We start from the raw sequence: 18,016 nt of genomic DNA on the forward strand, positions 1-18,016 counted from the left end.
CCTCGCCATCTCAACCGTGCCAAACTTGACATCCGCAGACGGAGCCTTCGCGGCAACTGCACCAACGCCACCAGCACAGGAGTCGCGCGTAACTCTCAATTCACCGGACTACAACGATGTTGAGGCAATCTTCACCAAGCTTTCGGGCTGCCCACGACGCCCGTTCTTGGCGAGAACGCAAAGAACGAAATTCGCGCAGACACCTTCAACCTCTTCAGCAGCTCAACCTGATCTGCGGAGGCGCGGACATCATCAACTTCGGCATCGTCAACAAAATCACAGTGCGAGCTTTAGCCAGACACAAGGTGCCCTGGGCTCGCTCACCGTCGAACTGCAAGCTCGCTTCAGCTTCTAGTTATCCAGCCTCTCCAGCGGTGGGCCGTCATATAAATGGCCCTCGAAATGCGTCTAGAAATAGCTGAGCCAGCGCTTCTCCGGATGTGCGTGTTTGTAATCCGCATAATACCGCATGGGCCAGTAAAGCGAAATAACGATCGTCATCCAGATTAGATAGACAGCTGGAAGGCTAAACCCGTACCCCTGAGGCAGCCCCAAAGCATGCCACCCATACCCCATCAATGCGGTCAGGACAAACGTCACAGAGTGGATAACGTAGATATGAACCAGGTAATACGCCATCGGCACCCGACCGTAAACCTCAACCGATTTGCGAAGCCATAGAGCCTTTCCTGATCCCAGAAGCGAGTCAAACCACGCCAGGAGCAAAAGAGAAAGTCCCAGAGTTACCGCGCAGTACTGCAGAGAGGGCGGATACTTTTCCACGTTGAAAAAACCTTTGATAGCGACCGCCACACCCGATGAACTTGTCCATGATGTGGAATCGCCATAGCCATGCAAACTGCGCAAAATGGCAAAGAGCACAAGCAGGTTCGCGCCGCACACCACAGTAAACTTTGCACGCCAAGCGTCAGGCAAAGCCATAACGCGGCCGAAGCAGAATCCCAGAGCCATCACCCCATTCCAGGGAATGGCTGGATAAATGACATAGATCACTGGCTTACCTGCGACTACAAGAAAGCCCGGCTCATGCAAAAGGTGCCAAATATTTGCCCAAGGCCCAAGAGAACTGGCATGAACGTGATCGAACGCGTTATGGCCCGCAATAAAAGCCAGCCCGGTGACGGCAATCGCCGGCAATGGCAAGCAGATAAGGCCGGCAAGCATGACCATGGAGATGCCAATAGCCCAGAGCACCTGAAGGGAAGGCATGGACAGCGAAAACTGCCAACCATAGGTATTTACGGTCATCTCCAGCCAAATCAGCCACAGGCCACGCGTAATCAGAAAGAAGGATAGCTCGGCCTTTGTCTTACCGCGGGCCAATTGAAGATAGACCGAAAGGCCCGCGAGAAAAATAAAGGTGGGAGCGCAAAGATGGGTTATCCAACGCGTAAAGTACAAAGCCGTCGATGCTCGAGATAAATCGTCTGTCATCAAAAGTTGGGGTGCAAAGTAATCGCGTGTGTGATCAAGCGCCATGAGAATCATGGCGCCCCCCGAAGTACATCAATTGAGGGAATACGGCTCAAGGGCTTCCTCGCCTCAAAGGAGCCGACTAATTGTTCAGCCTGACGCATGTCCAAGTTGGACCTTCGTAAAGCACGAATTGAAGCAGTAGAATTCACATCATCCTTTCCGTATTCGTTGATATTTCAGCAGATTTACAAGACCCCGCAACCCAGATAGCCATCAGAAACGTGGTCAACTACCAAGTTCATATCGAGAGCACACGAAAATCAACATAACCGGCTAAAGTCCGCACGCTGCTTACAATATTTTTCGCTCAAGCATTTATTCCGGCCAACCAGGAGTGGTGTAATGCGTGTCCATAGAGATGAGTTGACTAGATCTGGCGTGCACGATCCTCTGTGCCGATGGAATAGTTAGTGTGGCGCAGCTTGAAGGTCCTACGTGCAAGCTTTCAAGAAGGAGCGACGGAGATTTGTGCGGAGACGCAAACCGGAATTTCGTTTTTGATCAAAGAGACAGGTCATTGCTTTCTTGTAGCTAAAGTTGTGCATGGCCACCATCCACGGAGATCTCGGCTCCAATAATTAATTTGCTGTCTGAGGACGCCAGAAATACTGCAGCCTTCGCTATTTCATCCGGATCCGCGAACTCGCCAGTCAGGAGCTGCGTAGCAAACATTGCTTTGATCGCCGGAATTTGATCTTCAGGCAAGCCGTTATTAAGCATCATCGGCGTATCTGTAGGACCGACAGTCAAGACATTTGCCCTGATTTTTCGCTGCTGAAGCTCCACGGACCAGCACCTAGCGAAACCCCGAAGTGCCGCCTTGCTCGCGACGTAGACACTCCCCCCTGGAATGCCTTTTGTCGCTGCAGACGAGCCGCAAAGTATGGTCGAACTCCCATCAGGCATCAAGGGAAGTGCCTTCTGAACAGTAAAAAAAAGACCGCGTACGTTCACATCAAAGATCGAATCGAAAAAGCTCTCCGAAACCTGCTCAAATGGAACCGGATCCCCGACGCCTGCGTTTGCGAACACAATGTCGACGCGTCCTCGCTCGTGACGTATTTGTTCGTAGAGTAGGTCCAAATCCGCGTTGATGGTAACGTCGCCGCGCACAGCTGTCGCGTTCTTCCCGAGGGACTGGATCGCATGGTCAAGCTCTTTTTGCCGCCGGCCAGTGATATACACGTGAGCACCTTCTTCAACATAGCGTTTGGCTGTTGCAAATCCGATACCGCTATTTCCGCCCGTGATGACCGCGATTTTACTTTCTAGTTTTTTCATAGGTCTCCGAATGGTTGTTGTGCGTTGTCGCGTGATAGAAGACGATCCAAGGGTGGGGTCTTGGGACATCTCTTTCACCGGACCGCTCGTAGGTGTTAGCGGCAGGAACCTGTTGGTCGGTCGCCAAATCTCAAGTTGTGCTCACAGATGCCAGTAGTGTGTTCGTGGTGTGCTTCAATTTTGTGTTCCGCTGCGGTCTCTGGACGCTTCAAGATAGAGCACATCCGCATCGGAGATGACCCGCTTTGACAAATCAAATAGTAACGGGTGACTGTCCTCAAGAAACGGCAAATACACCTCGAGAAAGATCGGGAGATCTCCAATACTTAATCGAACGCCGCAAAGATGACACCCTACCCTACAACACCACCGACGATTGTGAACACCCAAGACTGAAAGAATTGTCCAGCAGCCTCGATGGAGGCAAGATCCTGAAGCCAGATATCCACTTCTTGAGGTGTCACTCGCCCCCCTTCAATCGCCGAACGCAACGTCCCATTGCTCAAGTGGAAGCAGAATTCGTATGGTGTAGATATAGCTTGCAAATCAACAGAAATGTCTTCCAACCCCGCAGCTCGCAATAAGTAGGGCAGTTCACGACCAGATGTTGGATTGACACAGGCATCCGCAATCAGAGCTGTCATCTTGCGTGTTTGCAAATGGTCGTTGCTGAAAATAGCTGTGCTCTCGAAATCAACATCTGCCAGGACCACTCGACCTCGGCGTTTCGTCACGCGGATCATTTCAGAGATGACTCTCTCTCTGTCTTTGATATAGAGGAGAACGCGCTCCATCCGTGTCGCGTCGAAAGTATTGTCGGCATAAGGAAGCTGATACGCATCGCTTGTCCTGAACGTGACGTTGCTTACGTCTTGCGCCCGCATCTTCGCTTCAGCAATCATGTCGCCGCTGATGTCCACACCCTCGATTGTGCCATGCACACCCACCAATCGGGCCATTTCGATCGCTGCCGTTCCATGCCCACAACCTACATCAAGCACATGGCTGCCTAGAGCGAGGTCCATCGCTTTGTATGTTGAATTTCGGACCTCCTTTATTTTGGGTGCTCGATCTACCATATCCAGGAACTCGATGAAGTACCGTGGATTGTCAGACAAATCCAGTTGAGCGAATTCACCTACTTGAGCCATACTTTATCCTTTTTGTTAAAGAGTGAACGTGCTATGGATACCGTCATACATGGCGAACCTTAGGCCGTACTGTTGGAGCGGCAGCCCGATAGCTCCTGCGTTTCAAGACAGTACAGTTTTCATTTTCATTCTGACTTCTCCAATCTCCCGGCTAGACTATCGACGGCTGTTTCACACGCATCGCAATGGCATATCGTCGAGGCTATATGCAGCGAATCGTTCTGATCTTTTCTCTGCTTATCTTTAGAAGGCGCCTTCTCGAAGAGACGGAGGAGCTCGCGTATTGCTTCGGGGTGGATGTACGGTAGCATTTTTCACTTTTAAGACATTGCATCGTTATGAAATACAGCGAGTCTCTGGAGTCCTTATTTCCTGAATGCACTCGTAGGATCAATCGTCGGTGGCACGTTCAGAGGCAGAGATTCCCTTGTGATTTCGTGTGCCTTACGGATCGCTGCCGCGTAGCTTGTCATTACGCTGCTAGAGCGAGATAGGCCCGTTCGCGGTGAAGCGGTTCGAGGGATCGAACTGACGCTTGATCCGCATCAGCCGCTCCGTATTGGAGCCGTAGACATGTGCCAGCTGCTCCGTTTCATTCGGGCCCAGGAGGCTTGCGTATCCACCCGGCAACGAGAACGGCTCCAGTGCCCTTGACGTCTCAGAAGCCCAAACACGGTTCTTCTCATCGGCTTCGGCGCTCTGATCTTCCCAGGCTGCGACGATGCTGACCAGGAAATGCGGGCTGCGAATAGGAAAGGCAGTGGCATCAACAGGCACAAACGTAGGCAGGCCGTGGAACGATTGAATGGCGATAGCGGAGAACGGAGAGCTCTTGGCCTGCGCTGCAGCCAGCAACACCTGGACAACGTCCGGGCCAAGTGCTGGCAGCCATCGTGTCTGCTGTGCATAACGCCTGCCCGGGACTGCATTTGCCTCGAAGAGCGAGAACAGGTCCTTCGGCTTCATCGGCCCAACCTTCGCGAGTGCCGGCTCGCCAATCGCCGTAAGATTTTCCACCTCGGCACTTCCATCCGCAAGGTCACCTTGCCAACAAGGCGCAAGAGCAACGGCAGGCTTTCCGTCAGGCGCGGTCACAAGAGCCAATGTTGCCGCAAGATCGTTGGGAGCGCTTGCCATGTACCGTCCATAGCTCTCTAGTAGAGCAGCGGCCCCGCTCCAGGGATAGAGAATTTTGCCTGCGAGGATATCTGATACAGGATGTAGCCTCAGTTCCAATGACGTAACGACGCCGAAGTTTCCTCCTCCGCCTTTCAGCGCCCACAGCAGCTCTGGGGACTTTTCGTTGCTGGCAGTCTCGAGAGTCCCGTCCGCGAGGACGAGCTCGGCGGAGAGCAGGTTATCCGCTCCAAGTCCAAGGCCCGGTGTCAGTGGACCATAGCCTCCGCTCAGGGCGAAGCCAGTGATGCCGACATGGCCGACCGCACCGGTGATTGCTGCCAGTCCACACTCTCCGGCACGCGCCAGGACCTCATTGCTCTTCGAGCCGCCGCCTACTCTAGCTACTTGCCGTTCCGCATCGACATCCACGGTCGCCATATGGATAAGATCTATGACCATCGCGCCTGACCGCACGGAGCGGCCTGCCCAGTCATAACCACCTCCCAGTACAGCAATAGGCATGCCATTGCGATTGGCGAAACAAACAGCAACCGACACTGCAGCAGCATCGAACGGACGCACAATCAACTCCGGATAGTGATCGACGGCACCATTCCAGACCCGGCGCGCCTCGTCGTAGTGGATACCCGAGGGTTCGATTACCTCGCCATGGAATAGGTTCCTAAGTTCATCGTTAACTGCCAGCGAATAACGCATGAGTGATCTCCATTTAATCTATGTAGGTAAAAATTGTTGGGGGGCGCGCCTAGAACGTTATCGACCCACAATCGCTACCTCTACATTGTCCAGCTCTCCGCAGATAGTCGCTTTAGGGAAAGTCTCTTTCGCCCTTTCGCTTTCTCCGAGAGCATCAACATCTATAAGTATCGAAATTCCGCGCGCGGCCTGCTTTCGAAATCGTCTCATCTAGTGACGAGCTAACACATTCTCCCGATACTTATCCCCGCCCCGAACGTCTATTCAAGGTCCTGCGCAAGCTGTTCGTCTACGAGAAACATGTAGTCCCAAAAGAGAGGGTGAAACCTTACCATCTATCTACCGTTGCGGTATGGGTGGAAGCAGGCCCAAATCACTCATTCCTTCTTCAAGAAGAGGATCAGGAAATCCGTCACGCACAACTATTAGCTGGGTCCTGTTCGCGGCACAGTACTTCTTACCAGGAGAAAATACTATGATTCAAAGTTTGATCTGCTCACTAGGCGTGGTTCGACCTTCGACCGCTCACATCGGTCACCGAGCGGGAAGCAAAGCGCTACCGAATCGTCTGGCCCAACATATTGATCGAATTCCTGTTGGGGTTGAACGGTCTCTACGCAGCATTGCCGTTTCAGCCGTGCTTGGGTTTACATTTACCCTGCCGTTGATTGCACAAAGTTCTATACCTGCGCAATCTCCGTCGGTCGAAAGACCCAGGCCTTCTACTTCATACACAGAACAGGAACTAGAAAGGATGGTGCCAGCCGCCCGCCCGGAAGATGTTAGTACTCCGGAAGCCGCGATACGAGCTTTGCATCAGGCAGTCTCTGGTCCCAGAGGAGACTGGAACCCTGACCGACTTCGTTCGCTGGTGCTCCCAAGTGTCATGTTCACATATAACGATGTCGGGGAAGACGGCGTTACTCGCATCTCGACCGTCACACTCGATGACTGCATCAGAGAGTTCAAAAAGATTCATCAGCGGACGGCTTGGTACGAAAAAGTCATTGATATACCCGTCCTGGCTCGGATACAGCGGAATGCTCAGGTCACATTGGCGACATTGAGCGCACGGGAAATCGAGGGCACGCACCCCATTCCGGATGAATCCAATATTACGACCGCAACTACCACCTTTATCTATATTGAAAAGCGCTGGTGGATCGTGAGCCATACCTGGTAACGAGGATTCAGGCGGCCAGGGTACTCACGAGGAGCCGGCATGCTGCGTTTCGTTGATGAAGCGTCCATCCGACAAGTTATCCGTTGACTGAGTTTGTAAGGCCCGGTGAAACCGTCGCGCAGGAATCGGCCGCTTTATGTAAAGGAGCGAAGAGGGTGAGACTTTTCCTGTAATGGCTCTTCGCCGCGAGAATAAAATGACCGGAATCGATGTTAATTGAACATGCCGTGGTTCGACTCTTTGATTTTCGAGTGCTCGTCACTCTCAGATAAAAAAATAACATTCTTAGGAGCATACGTGTCACTACCAAGTAACGATGCAGAACTGTTTGAATCTCTCCACCAATTCGTCACGACCTGGAAGCTGCTTGGCAAAGGCTTTCCGCATGCCGATCAGAGCGATCGACCAGGTCTGGCTGTTAGCTGGCCTGACACCAGTTTTCCGTTTTACAACATTCTCTTCCTGAATGAGCCCGTAAGCGACGCCGAGGTGCTCAAAAGCAAAGCGCAAGAGGCGTCTGACTACCTGCAAGGTAAATCCCATGGCGGGCTGTTTGTCGTATTTCACGACTATCTCAGCGGATCTGCAAAGGAAAACTTCACAGAGACTTTGGCCGAGGCAAAGCTCGTTGCGGCCATTCCGGCAACCGGCATGGCCGGCAACATCTTTCCGTTGGAAGCGAAGGGGCATCCTGACCTGCAATTCGTCAGGATTGAAGACGACGCAACCATACAGACCTTTGCGGAACTAAACTGCGCCGCTTACAACCTGCCAATGGAAACAGCGGTTTCCGTGGTGAAGGATCATTCGCTGTGGAAAGACCACGCCTATGGATTCCTGGCGTATGAGGGCGACAAGGCAGTTGGCACAGCAACAGCGATCATCAATGAAGGTTGTCTTTTTCTGTTTCTGGTCGCCACGCTTCCAGAGGCGCAGGGTAAGGGCTACGGTGAGGCCGTGGTGCGTTATGCCTTGCAGACGGCTCATGAAGCAACCGGTCTTCAGCGCACCGTACTGCATGCCACGGAGGCGGGTTACCCCATATATGCTCGCCTTGGCTACCACCCGACGACGAAGCTGTTTCTCTGCATGCTGCAACCCTAAGCGCCATACAGCACAGCTTCGGCATTAGTCGTTACTGCTTTACGATGAGGGCAATATCCTTGGGCTCTAATGGTGGTAGCTTCCAGCTTCCACCATTAGAGTCTGTTCGTGACGGGATCTGAATTTGTCTGGGCTGGTCTCCGTTTGGCGCGATTTGCTTAGTGAATCGCGCCAAGTGAAGGTGCGCAGCATCCCCTCTGAAAGAGGGGACGCCACAACTACACCTATTGTCGGTGTCACCGCCGAACCGCTCCCACTTGAGCTTGCGGATTGCGAGAGCGGTTCTCCCTGGACGAATTGACAACATCTCTCAACTCGAACCCACAGTCGATGAAGATTTTATGGTCACGACCAGAAGATCACTGCGAGAATTGTGTCGAATTACATCGCGAGCGTCGGTGCAAGAAACCGATGCGGACGAACCCACGGCCTGAAGTGGGCCGAGACTTCGTTTTAGCGACTTTTTATTTTCAGTTGTTTTGTTTTTGAAAAATTCCCGAATTGAACTCGCACAAATGTCCGGGCAAAGAGCTCCTCTTACCCTAAACAAATGACCAGTGTTCGTCTTCGCTGGGAAGTCTATTGCATCATCAATCATCAATCTTCTCTTCGAACACACCTTGGTTCGATAGTGCTACGGAAGCACGGCTTCGATTATCTTGACTGCGTGCGCGATCGGATAAAGGGTTGACATCTTCGTTGCCGCACTCTTCGCGGCGGATCCATAACTGGGATGACTCAGCACTTCCTCGATTGCTGCTTCGAGGGTCGTCTTATTCAACTCAGTGAGAGGAATGACTTTGCCAACGCCCAGATGGGCGATGCGCATCGCGATACCAGGCTGCTCGCTTGCAATCGGAACCGCCACCATTGGAACTCCGAACTCCAGACAGTCGAGCGTGGTATTCAAACCTGCGTGGGTGATGCACAATGTCGTGCGTCGGAGGAGTTCGCGCTGAGGCACAAATGTCGCCAACTTCACATTAGGCGGAACATTGTGAAACGAATCTGGATCGAGAGCGTTACTGCCCAGTGCGATCACCGTCTGTGCATTGAAGAGACCACATGCCTCGATCATTGCCTCAAACACAAAGCGCAGTCTGTTTTGCAGCGTACCACATGAGGCAAAGATCAAAGGACGCCCGTCCAGCCAATCCCATTCGAAAGGGATATCAACGGATTCATTATCATCCCTGAGCGGCCCGACCATATGAAGCGTCGACGGAGCTTGGCGACGGGGTAAATCCAGAAAGGATGGTTGCTGAACAATCTGTGCCAACGATGAAAAAGATTCCTCTATATTCCTATAAGGCGGCAGCTTCCACGTGGCGCGCTGTCCATTGATCAGTTCCAGTAGCGGCACCAACGCCTGATCAACTCCCGCCCACCCTTTGCAATTTCTCTCTTGACCAGCTGGCGAATCGTCGTAGGGCCACAACATGGCAGGTGGTGGGATCATATCTTCTCGATTTATCAGAAGTGCATTCGCGAGTGAAACAAATGGCACTTCTAAATGCATGGCGAGCGTGTCGGCGGCAAAGTATACCTGATCTGCAATAAGCAAATCGAGAGATTCTCTCCTCAATGTCTCCGGGAGATCACGGAAGCCAGCGCGAAAGAGGGTCATCATGCGTTCCACGTAATAGGCAAAGGCTGGCTGCCCTGAGAGTGCTGCAATCTTCTCCATTATCTCTTTCAAAGACCCGAGCGGGTATTCCTGTGTCGCGTATGGAACGAAGTGGATGCCAGCAGCTTCAATCACACCTTCTGTATCGAGCAAATTGAAGAAAATGGGTTGGTGCCCATGTTGCTCGAGCGCCCTCGCCAACGCGAGGGAGGGGAAGAGGTGTCCGGTTGCATAAAGAGTAAGGATGCCGATACGTGCCAATGAAGTTCTCCTATGGGTAAAGTTGCGCAAAACAGACCGGGGTGACTGTCAGGATTCCAAGTCCTGTTTGAACTCCTGAGCAGCTAGCAGTGTCAGACTTTTTTCGATTTGATTGAGAGTGCGTACAGGGAATTGTGATTTCTTCGTCAAGAGGTAGTGTGTGCGCTTTCACATGTTGTGCCGAGCTCCCTGGGAATGAATGAAACGGGAAATCATTGCGCAGATTTGATCTGGTACTTCAATCGGGGAAAAATGACCTGAACCGAGTGTTTTGCTACTCACTAGTTGGGGAGTAACTACGTGAATCGTTCTAGTTGGACAAGCGGCGTGATCGAGTGAATATAAGGGATAGGAATCCGGCAAGCACTCGCCGCGGAAGTTGCGTCAACCAACTGATTGCGAAAGGTGGACGCGAGAACATGCTGCTGTACGTCTATTTTCTCAATTACTTTTCGTGACTGCGCATCAGAGGGGAGGCACAATTTATAAAGACCATTCTTGTACGCTTCGACACAATCCGAGCCTACCAACGCTTCCGCCAGGCTTGCATAGACTGCCGCCAGCATTTCTTTCGACGGCAGCATAATGGAATCCAGTATGACGAGCATGGATACTAGGTCGGGGGTGATATGCGCCTAACTCAAGAGCGATGTTGCCTCCCATGCTATGTCCGACTACGACCAAGTTTCGTAATGAGAGTTCGGTGCAGAGCCATCCCAGATCGTCGGCGAAGGTCGGCATCGTATAGTCCTGACGCGGAGCATCGCTCTCTCCATGTCCTCTGAGATCGACCGAGATAATTCGGTAAGAGCAATGGAAAAAATCCGCGAGATTCTTCAGCGAACGATGATCTAAGCCGCAACCATGCACCAGAAGCATCGGGGGCGAGGCTGTTTCGGTATCTTCAAACGCTAAGCGTACGCCTGCTCTTTCTAGAGATCGCATCAGTCAACTCCTATAATGATATTTTCATCACACTCTCTGCAAGAAAGCGTGATGGAATGAGAACCGTTCTTGCCCGCAGCCAAAGCGGACATGCTCAGCCGCAAGAAAACTGCGAGGAATATTGATTGTTTGAGAAGCTCATGTATAGCGAGTGCCTAGCAGTAATTCTTCCGCCTTCTCTCCGATCAAGACCTATCGGGCTATTGGTTTCCGGTGATCGCTCTAAGACAAATGGGGGCGTCGCAATGCGAAATTTTGCGATCTCGTAGACCGTTGAGCTGGTTTTGTCATTTTGGCCACGGGTCGAGAAACGTATAGAGGACTATGATTTATCTCCAAATGGTTCCCTCTGGACTTCGTCGCATTCTGCGCCAGACTCCACACTCGTCCCTCTTTCCATCCTGGAATGCCCGAGGGATGGAGAGAGGAGAAAAATCCGAAGTGACGAACTCAGGGAACCATTCCTACTTTCTTTGCAAAGAGGTAATAGGCCTCATGTCCGTTTTCCTGAAACATTTGCCTGACCTCATATGGGGAGAAGTGCCTGGCAAACGAATCTTCACTGTCTGCAATCGCATAGGCAGTCAGGGCCGTCGTCACGACGGCCTGCATCAGATTCTGACGGCTTACAGATTCAAAAGTGTCCGATGCCTTGTGATGGATCGACCAGTAATTGGTGAGGTCTGTCGATAAAAGAAGGGCAGGAACACCAGATCCGACAAAGGAAGCATGATCCGAACCGATTAATTCGTCGGTCGAATTGTCCATACGATCTGATCCTATGTTGTGAAGAAATGGCTCGACAGCCTGCAGAGAATCCTGCTCATCGTTGCGACCCATGGTTGACCAGCCGAGCACCGGCCCGGAACCGGTGTCTGAGATCAGGACAGCATCAAACTTATCTAGTTCATCACGATGATGTTGTGCATAAGAGATGGAGCCAAGCGTTCCTTGCTCCTCTCCTCCGAAAAGAACAAACCGGACGGTTCGACGGGGAGCCCTCTGCTGGGCTTCAATCGCGCGTGCAACGTCGAGAACGGTAGCAACGCCGGTGCCGTTATCCTGAGCCCCTGTGCCAGGATGCCAGCTGTCAAGATGTGCTCCAACGAGGACAATCTGATCGGGATATTGGCTTCCAGGAATTTCACCGACAACCTGAGGAACATCTACACTCTGCCTGATCTTTGTCTTGAAGTTAAAGGTTACTGTCACATCTCCTTGCTCCATCAATCGATGGATGAGTTGTACATCCTCGCTCCCTATCTGAGCTGTGGGTACTTTCAACATGCTTCCATCCGGGGTAGAGGTAAAAGGATCTTCTATCCCATTCTCGTAATGACCGATCGGAGCGGGCAACAGATCCCCAACAAGAATGCCCTTGACTCCAAACTCTTCCAGGAGAGGCATGACCTGCATTAAATCGACATCTACAAGATTGGCGGGCAGGCTTTGTCGATCTACCAGAGCGAAGTTTCCTCGGAGGGAGTCCTGAACTGGCTCAATCTCAGCACGAGTGATTCCCGGAACGTGCACAACCTTTGTAGAGATACCACCTTTGGGTGTGGAGGGGCTGCCTGGAAATGAATAGATGTGCAGTTCGTGTCCAAACGGCATCGTGATACTGCCGATCGCCGGGCCATCTGGCTCCCAGGCCGAAATGGAAAAGATCTCAGTATGCACATTGGCCAGTCCGAGAGCCTGCATTTTCCGCTGGGCCCATTGAGCCGCCTTCATATAGTTCGCAGATCCTGTCAAGCGTGGCCCAATCTCATCTGCGAGGTGACGATCGTATTCATACGCTTGCCCGTTTACAAAAATATCACCAACCATTTTCTGCATAGATTCGCTGGTCTGCGTTGAGACCTGTTTGCTATGGTGCGCGGGTTGCTGCGCGTTTAAGGACGGGGGCAGAACGGCAATTATTGCGACGATAAGTCTAGCTAAATTCAAGTGAGATTCTCTTTCTTGATTGAAAATAAATGATGCATTTGAATATTCCTCTCGCCTTTGAGATTCGTGATGAAATGGAAACTGTTCTTTCTCGCAGCCGAACCGAACATGCTTAGCCGCGAGAACCGTGCGAGGAATGCTGAATGGTTTAGGACCTACTGCTTATCGAGCGCTTAGCAGTAGTTTTTCCGCCTTCTCTCCGATCACAACGTGTGGGACCATTGGTTTCCCGTGATCGCTCTAAGACAAATGGAGGCGCAGCAACGCGAAGTACTCCGATCCCGCAGACTTTTGACCGACCATCAACGACTACATTTCGCCTCGTCCCATTTGTGGTGTCAGGCTGATGCGAGAAGGGGCCGAGCACATCTCAGATACCCATTATTCGATTCTTCGGGTAGCCGCGCTTTAGAAATAGTCTCGGAAAGAAGCGAAGCAGCGATTAGGCCTGCTGTCAGAAAAGCACTCGTAGCACTCGCCTGCGCCTGGCTACACCTACATCTATATGTCGATACTGCCTAGCTATGCAACAGAGCCGATTCGGCCTTCTTGGCGTCGCACTCATCATCCAAGCTCTCCAAGGGGGTGGGAATACCCTAGTCGTACTCTCCATTCACGGCCAAGGGGTCTCTGGCGTCTTCCACACTAACGGGGGGATCTGACATAGCATAGTGGCCGGGAACCGGAACTACCCCTGTAGGGGCGGCAGAGAGCTGGAAGTCTCTCTGATCTGTGACCAAAACCGGTGCACCTTGTGGTGCTGCTTTTTGCACGTCCAATTTTTGGTAAGCGATTATGCGGTTTTTTATACCTCGTAAACCAATGTTGAACTCCGTAAGGCGCTCTTTATGAAGAAAATTTCCCGTTGAAGATATGCTAGGCCTGTCTTCGAGGCTAATGATCATCTGGCATCCATTTGCGGCGATATAGTCGCGAACGGCTTCAGCTCTAGCTATAGGATTTGTAGTTGGTATAGCTGTGTTTACCCGGAGATCGGCTAACGTGAGATAACGGCCGGTGGGAGACCTTAGGTTTACGAAGCCCCGTGTACGGGGAGGAGCAGGTTCGCGCGCGACGTCACCGTAGGCCAAAATATATCGCTTTCGCCAGGTTATGAGATTGAGAGACGACGGATTATGCCGATACATATCCATTTGAAACGTCCAAAATCGTGGAAATAGAATCGCGCCGCCCGACTCCTTCATCGTGATCGTCTCCTGCCACTCTAATTTAGGCGTTTCTTGAAAAGCTTGTTTGTTCCGGAGCTTATTCAGCAGAGTTGGCGCGCTTCTCCTGTAGGTCAAATAGAAAGTCACGCTAAAACTGTGTCCACAATCGGGAGGGGGAAGCTCTCTTGCCGGGCCAGGACCAGCGATCCTATCCGGAACAACAATCCTATCCAATGTCCATCTGCTCACGCGAGGTTGTTCTCCTTAATTTGCTTGACTGGTTTATCGATGATTCACCGGCCAGCTTTATATAGAGAAACACTGATGCGTCCTATTTATTTCCGGAAGAGCGGCAGTTTGTCCCTTCGGATCGGCGAGTCCGATTTTTCTGATGCCGAACCTCGCGAGTTGAGATGACGATATTTCATCGGGAACAGTTCAATGAGAGTAAGTGTCATGGGAGTACCGTCTCGACGGCGACTTTCCGCTTAGGCATTCTCTTTGAAGAAGTGGTGTGAGCCGCCGGGATGGGACGGATGGAAGCCGCTGAGCCGATCGTACAGAGACGAAGGGAACCAGTTTCGACCACGCTCTTAACGCTGGTGATATCGACACCCTTGTTCAGCTTTTTGATCTGGAGACCACGGCTTCCGGCCCGCGTCTTTCGCGCCAGATGGTTGAGGCTTGCGCCGCCTTCGCGCATAGTGGAAATCCGAACCATTCCGGATTTCCTTACTGGCCTGCATTTACAGCAGAGGCAAAGGGATTCGCACCCTTTCGCGATGATTCATCGTGATCGCCCATGAGTGCGGATCACTTATCCGCCATGACCAACAATCGACTAACGGAATCGCGTACTTTCAATTCTGTTTTGAGGACGATATCTCGACCGGGGAGATCAAGCCCATCAACCCGGTCAAGCAGTAGTTTTCCGGCTGTGTATCCAAGTTGATAGCCAGGTTGGAAGATGCCCGTGACGGCTGGGTCAGTCAGTTCGGTGATATCGAGCGCATCGAAGCTGATTAGAGAGACCTCGTCCGGGCAACGGAGCTTGGACGCACGGATTGCCGAGAGCGCCCCGATCGCCATAAGGTCGCTAGCTGCAAACAGTGCGGTGGGACGCGGCAAGAGGTTCAGGAGCCGCATTGCAGAGCTATATCCACCAGCTCGGTCAAATTGGGCTTCCTGTACATATTCTGAACTCAATGAAACTCCCGCTTCCCCTAATGCTTTGAGAAATCCCGCCAGGCGATCGCCGGCATTGGCCAAATTCGAGGGGCCCGAGATGATTCCGATTTGACGATGACCCATCTCGGTAAGATGTTTGCCCGCTAGATAGCCGCCATCGGCATTAGCTACGGTTACGCTGTCGCCCTTCCAACCTTTCAAGCGCCGATCAACGCAGACCATGGGGGGCATGGCATGTTTCCACGCGATGGTGCTGTTCAGCGAGGGAATGATCAATATACCGGCCGCGAGGAAGGACCGCAGATCGTTGAAATAGGCCGCTTCCTTTGCCGGATCATTGTCAGCGTTGCAAAGCATCAATCGGTATGAGTTTTTATAGGCGATGTCTTCAACGCCCCGGACCACGGCGGGAAAAAACGGATTTGTGATATCCGGTATGATCATGCCTATCAAGCTTGTTTTGTTCAGGCGAAGGCCACGCGACAGTTGATTCGGATGGTAGCCAAGGTCCTCAATGGCATCAACTACTCGTTGCTTCAACTCTTTGCGCACTGTAGCGGTCTCATTGATTACGTGCGAGACCGTGCCGAGCGAAACGTTGGCTCGCTTTGCGATCTGATGCATCGTAACGCGCGCGCCTGCCTCTGCCGATATATCGCGTTTACGACTCATGACGCGCCCTTATCCTCAGCGTCCATGACACAACGGAAACCGATCGTCCCGGACCTGTCAATACCGGGCGCCATAAGAAGGTATTTTCCATGTTGAGACAGTTTATACGCTTGGGGGAAGTACCACCGCGAACCCTGCGGTTGATAATGGCTTCCACCCCGAATGATTGCAGCGCGCGTGTGCTCATCCGTAAATTCATCTGTCCACTGCCAGACATTGCCGACGAGATCTTGTACGCCAAAGGGACTTGCGCCGCGGGGGTGATCGGTAACGTCACTTGGAGGTTGCATCATTCTTCCAGTATCGACCGCGGGTACATCGTTGGGATTCCATGCATTACCCCAAGGATAAACACGACCATCCGAGCCTTGGGCGGCATACTGCCATTCCCATTCATGCGGGAGGCGTTTGCCAGCCCATTTTGCATAGGCACGTGCATCTTCCAGTGATATCCAGGTCACAGGTTTGTCCGCCCATCCGAGAGGATATGTTCCTTTTACCCAATCCTTCAGGAAGTTGTGCTGGTCTGTGGGGCTGTAGCGCGTGACGTCTAAGAACTTCTTGAACTCTGCGTTGGTGACAGGATAAGTATCTATCCAAAAAGACCCGATCGATATTTCGAAGTCGTGGTAACGGCGCGCCGATCTTTCACCCGGATATTGCACGTCAACTCCATTATCGTTTGTCCCTTCGATCTCGATGCCGTTCACACTAAAGACGAATTTGGTTGCAGGGATCTTCACCATCCCGGGCGGATTTTCGGTTGGCGGTACGGTTGATTTAGCGGAAACGATCTCTTGGGGCAGTGAAACCCACTCTTTCGAAAACCGGGCTAAGCGTTGTTCACTCAACGCATGCATCGTCGACAGCACGCGAAGGGTGTTGTCGTCCTCGCGGATAGAAGCAAGGACAGCGCCGTACCCGTCGCTCTCCAAAGGGAAACTCAGGATGGATTGATTGCCTTCGTGCCGAGGCTGCAGTTCAGCTCCGTTCCAGAGATCGTAGTAATGAACTCCTTCCCGGTAGGGAATTGCCAACTGTCTGCCCGTGACTTCGTAGTGATTACGATTGACGATTGTCCACAGTGTAGCGTCGCTTGAAGGCCATTTGCTGGCAAAGACTCCAAATTGCAGCATGGCGGTGTGAGGCTCCCACTGCTTGCTAACGAGAAGATGGCGGTAAGCGCGTTCTATCGTAGAAATTCTTCGGAGGGCTTCAGCATCACGAGGGGTTATTTGGTTCCAAATACCCCATACATTCTCCCAAGACTCAAATCCAACACCATTGAAAAAAGCGAATTGAAGGTCATCTTGGTGATCGTGTGCCCAGCGATTGGAGATGTTTACCATATGTCGTGGCTCGAGCCACTTGTACAGGCTGATCGAAGGCACGAAATCATACTTCCAATACCCCCATGTCATGTTGTTATAGTTCAACATCTCATCGGACGCGGGACCGAGCTCCGGCTCCAGCGCTAGTGGATGGTGGAACCCATCCGACGCTGTTCTAAAAGTTCTTGGCACACCCTCCAGCGTGTCGCCGTTGATCCCATCGGCATCGATCGTGGCTAATTCACGCGCCAGAGCTTCAGAGTCTGCTGTTCCTTCTGGATGCGTCCCTTGGTCCCACAACATGGCAGGGAAGAGGACGCGGACGTGATGGGAGTGGAAGTCGTCCACCATGCGCTTCACGCCTTCCAGACCTCCTGGCAGGTCTCGGACAAGGTCGTATTGATTCCGGTCGTCGATGCCAAGATTGGGATAGGTGGGCCAGATAAGAACACTATCAACGCCACCGTAACGCGTCTCCAAGTCCTTCAGATATCTGTCCACGGTATATTTTTGAATCGTGGGGTTATAAAAGAACCGGTCATGAACCATCATTTGAGTCTGAATGTAACTGGATTGGGTCCACAAAAGTTCCGATCTCTCATATTGCTTTCCGTCATAGCCCACACGAATGCGCCGCTCCGCTCGCCAATGGTCGATATCCGCGAGCCATGAACCCAATTCGTCGTCGGTGCAGGTGGAGGCGGGTGTTCGCATATACCACTGAGGCAATCCGCCACACGTCGGACCGGGGATCTGCTCGCCCGCTATTGAGGGAAGTACCGTGTCTTGTGCGCGAGAGGGCGTCGAAACCGCTAGAGCAA

The 18,016-nt window shown here is 52.2% G+C and carries 13 protein-coding genes; 2 read left to right on the forward strand and 11 right to left on the reverse strand.

The window, feature by feature from the left end; translation table 11 throughout:
- Positions 1 to 408 precede the first annotated feature (408 nt).
- The 4 genes from GSQ82_RS13870 to GSQ82_RS13885 all read right to left on the reverse strand — a co-directional run bounded on the left by GSQ82_RS13870 (position 409) and on the right by GSQ82_RS13885 (position 5,765).
- A complete protein-coding gene (locus GSQ82_RS13870) occupies positions 409 to 1,509 on the reverse strand; it encodes a DUF1624 domain-containing protein (protein ID WP_158792835.1) in 1,101 nt (366 codons plus the stop codon).
- 519 nt (positions 1,510 to 2,028) lie between these two features.
- A complete protein-coding gene (locus GSQ82_RS13875) occupies positions 2,029 to 2,778 on the reverse strand; it encodes an SDR family oxidoreductase (protein ID WP_158792836.1) in 750 nt (249 codons plus the stop codon).
- A 353-nt stretch (positions 2,779 to 3,131) separates the two neighbouring features.
- Complete coding sequence (locus tag GSQ82_RS13880; protein ID WP_158792837.1) at positions 3,132 to 3,929, reverse strand: methyltransferase domain-containing protein; 798 nt, start codon at positions 3,927 to 3,929, stop codon at positions 3,132 to 3,134.
- Between the two features lie 480 nt (positions 3,930 to 4,409).
- A complete protein-coding gene (locus GSQ82_RS13885) occupies positions 4,410 to 5,765 on the reverse strand; it encodes an FAD-binding oxidoreductase (protein ID WP_158792838.1) in 1,356 nt (451 codons plus the stop codon).
- A 475-nt stretch (positions 5,766 to 6,240) separates the two neighbouring features.
- Between GSQ82_RS13885 and GSQ82_RS13890 the strand changes: the two genes are divergently transcribed.
- The gene (locus GSQ82_RS13890) at positions 6,241 to 6,948 is read left to right on the forward strand and encodes a hypothetical protein (protein WP_158792839.1); all 708 of its coding nucleotides are present in this window, start codon (positions 6,241 to 6,243) and stop codon (positions 6,946 to 6,948) included.
- 297 nt (positions 6,949 to 7,245) lie between these two features.
- The gene (locus GSQ82_RS13895; protein ID WP_158792840.1) at positions 7,246 to 8,052 is read left to right on the forward strand and encodes a GNAT family N-acetyltransferase; all 807 of its coding nucleotides are present in this window, start codon (positions 7,246 to 7,248) and stop codon (positions 8,050 to 8,052) included.
- A 634-nt stretch (positions 8,053 to 8,686) separates the two neighbouring features.
- On the opposite strand, the gene GSQ82_RS13900 is transcribed toward GSQ82_RS13895, so the two are convergent.
- From GSQ82_RS13900 to GSQ82_RS13925, 7 genes are all read right to left on the reverse strand, one after another.
- Complete coding sequence (locus GSQ82_RS13900; RefSeq protein WP_158792841.1) at positions 8,687 to 9,940, reverse strand: glycosyltransferase; 1,254 nt, start codon at positions 9,938 to 9,940, stop codon at positions 8,687 to 8,689.
- Positions 9,941 to 10,236: 296 nt separating this feature from the next.
- Positions 10,237 to 10,524, reverse strand: coding sequence for a hypothetical protein (locus GSQ82_RS24550; RefSeq protein ID WP_174243068.1), 288 nt, complete (start codon positions 10,522 to 10,524; stop codon positions 10,237 to 10,239).
- A complete protein-coding gene (locus GSQ82_RS25740; protein WP_158792842.1) occupies positions 10,424 to 10,885 on the reverse strand; it encodes an alpha/beta fold hydrolase in 462 nt (153 codons plus the stop codon). The genes GSQ82_RS24550 and GSQ82_RS25740 overlap by 101 nt, the downstream gene beginning before the upstream one ends.
- 450 nt (positions 10,886 to 11,335) lie before the next feature.
- Positions 11,336 to 12,835, reverse strand: coding sequence for a M20/M25/M40 family metallo-hydrolase (locus GSQ82_RS13910; RefSeq protein ID WP_158792843.1), 1,500 nt, complete (start codon positions 12,833 to 12,835; stop codon positions 11,336 to 11,338).
- A 1,623-nt stretch (positions 12,836 to 14,458) separates the two neighbouring features.
- The gene (locus GSQ82_RS13915; protein ID WP_158792844.1) at positions 14,459 to 14,725 is read right to left on the reverse strand and encodes a hypothetical protein; all 267 of its coding nucleotides are present in this window, start codon (positions 14,723 to 14,725) and stop codon (positions 14,459 to 14,461) included.
- A gap of 92 nt (positions 14,726 to 14,817) precedes the next feature.
- Positions 14,818 to 15,864, reverse strand: a complete 1,047-nt coding sequence (locus tag GSQ82_RS13920; RefSeq protein WP_254061644.1) for a LacI family DNA-binding transcriptional regulator — start codon at positions 15,862 to 15,864, stop codon at positions 14,818 to 14,820.
- Positions 15,861 to 17,909, reverse strand: coding sequence for an SUMF1/EgtB/PvdO family nonheme iron enzyme (locus tag GSQ82_RS13925; RefSeq protein WP_254061645.1), 2,049 nt, complete (start codon positions 17,907 to 17,909; stop codon positions 15,861 to 15,863). The genes GSQ82_RS13920 and GSQ82_RS13925 overlap by 4 nt, the downstream gene beginning before the upstream one ends.
- Positions 17,910 to 18,016 lie beyond the last annotated feature (107 nt).

It is taken from the genome of Granulicella sp. L60 (assembly GCF_009765825.1).
Classification (GTDB): Bacteria; Acidobacteriota; Terriglobia; order Terriglobales; family Acidobacteriaceae; genus Edaphobacter.

Coding starts and splice junctions, on each gene's coding strand:
- GSQ82_RS24550 (WP_174243068.1), bottom strand. CDS start 10,524: ATGCTGCCGTCGAAAGAAATGCTGGCGGCAGTCTATGCAAGCCTGGCG.
- GSQ82_RS13915 (WP_158792844.1), bottom strand. CDS start 14,725: ATGGTTCGGATTTCCACTATGCGCGAAGGCGGCGCAAGCCTCAACCAT.
- GSQ82_RS13920 (WP_254061644.1), bottom strand. CDS start 15,864: ATGAGTCGTAAACGCGATATATCGGCAGAGGCAGGCGCGCGCGTTACG.
- GSQ82_RS13890 (WP_158792839.1), top strand. CDS start 6,241: ATGATTCAAAGTTTGATCTGCTCACTAGGCGTGGTTCGACCTTCGACC.
- GSQ82_RS13870 (WP_158792835.1), bottom strand. CDS start 1,509: ATGATTCTCATGGCGCTTGATCACACACGCGATTACTTTGCACCCCAA.
- GSQ82_RS13880 (WP_158792837.1), bottom strand. CDS start 3,929: ATGGCTCAAGTAGGTGAATTCGCTCAACTGGATTTGTCTGACAATCCA.
- GSQ82_RS13925 (WP_254061645.1), bottom strand. CDS start 17,909: ATGCGAACACCCGCCTCCACCTGCACCGACGACGAATTGGGTTCATGG.
- GSQ82_RS25740 (WP_158792842.1), bottom strand. CDS start 10,885: ATGCGATCTCTAGAAAGAGCAGGCGTACGCTTAGCGTTTGAAGATACC.
- GSQ82_RS13885 (WP_158792838.1), bottom strand. CDS start 5,765: ATGCGTTATTCGCTGGCAGTTAACGATGAACTTAGGAACCTATTCCAT.
- GSQ82_RS13875 (WP_158792836.1), bottom strand. CDS start 2,778: ATGAAAAAACTAGAAAGTAAAATCGCGGTCATCACGGGCGGAAATAGC.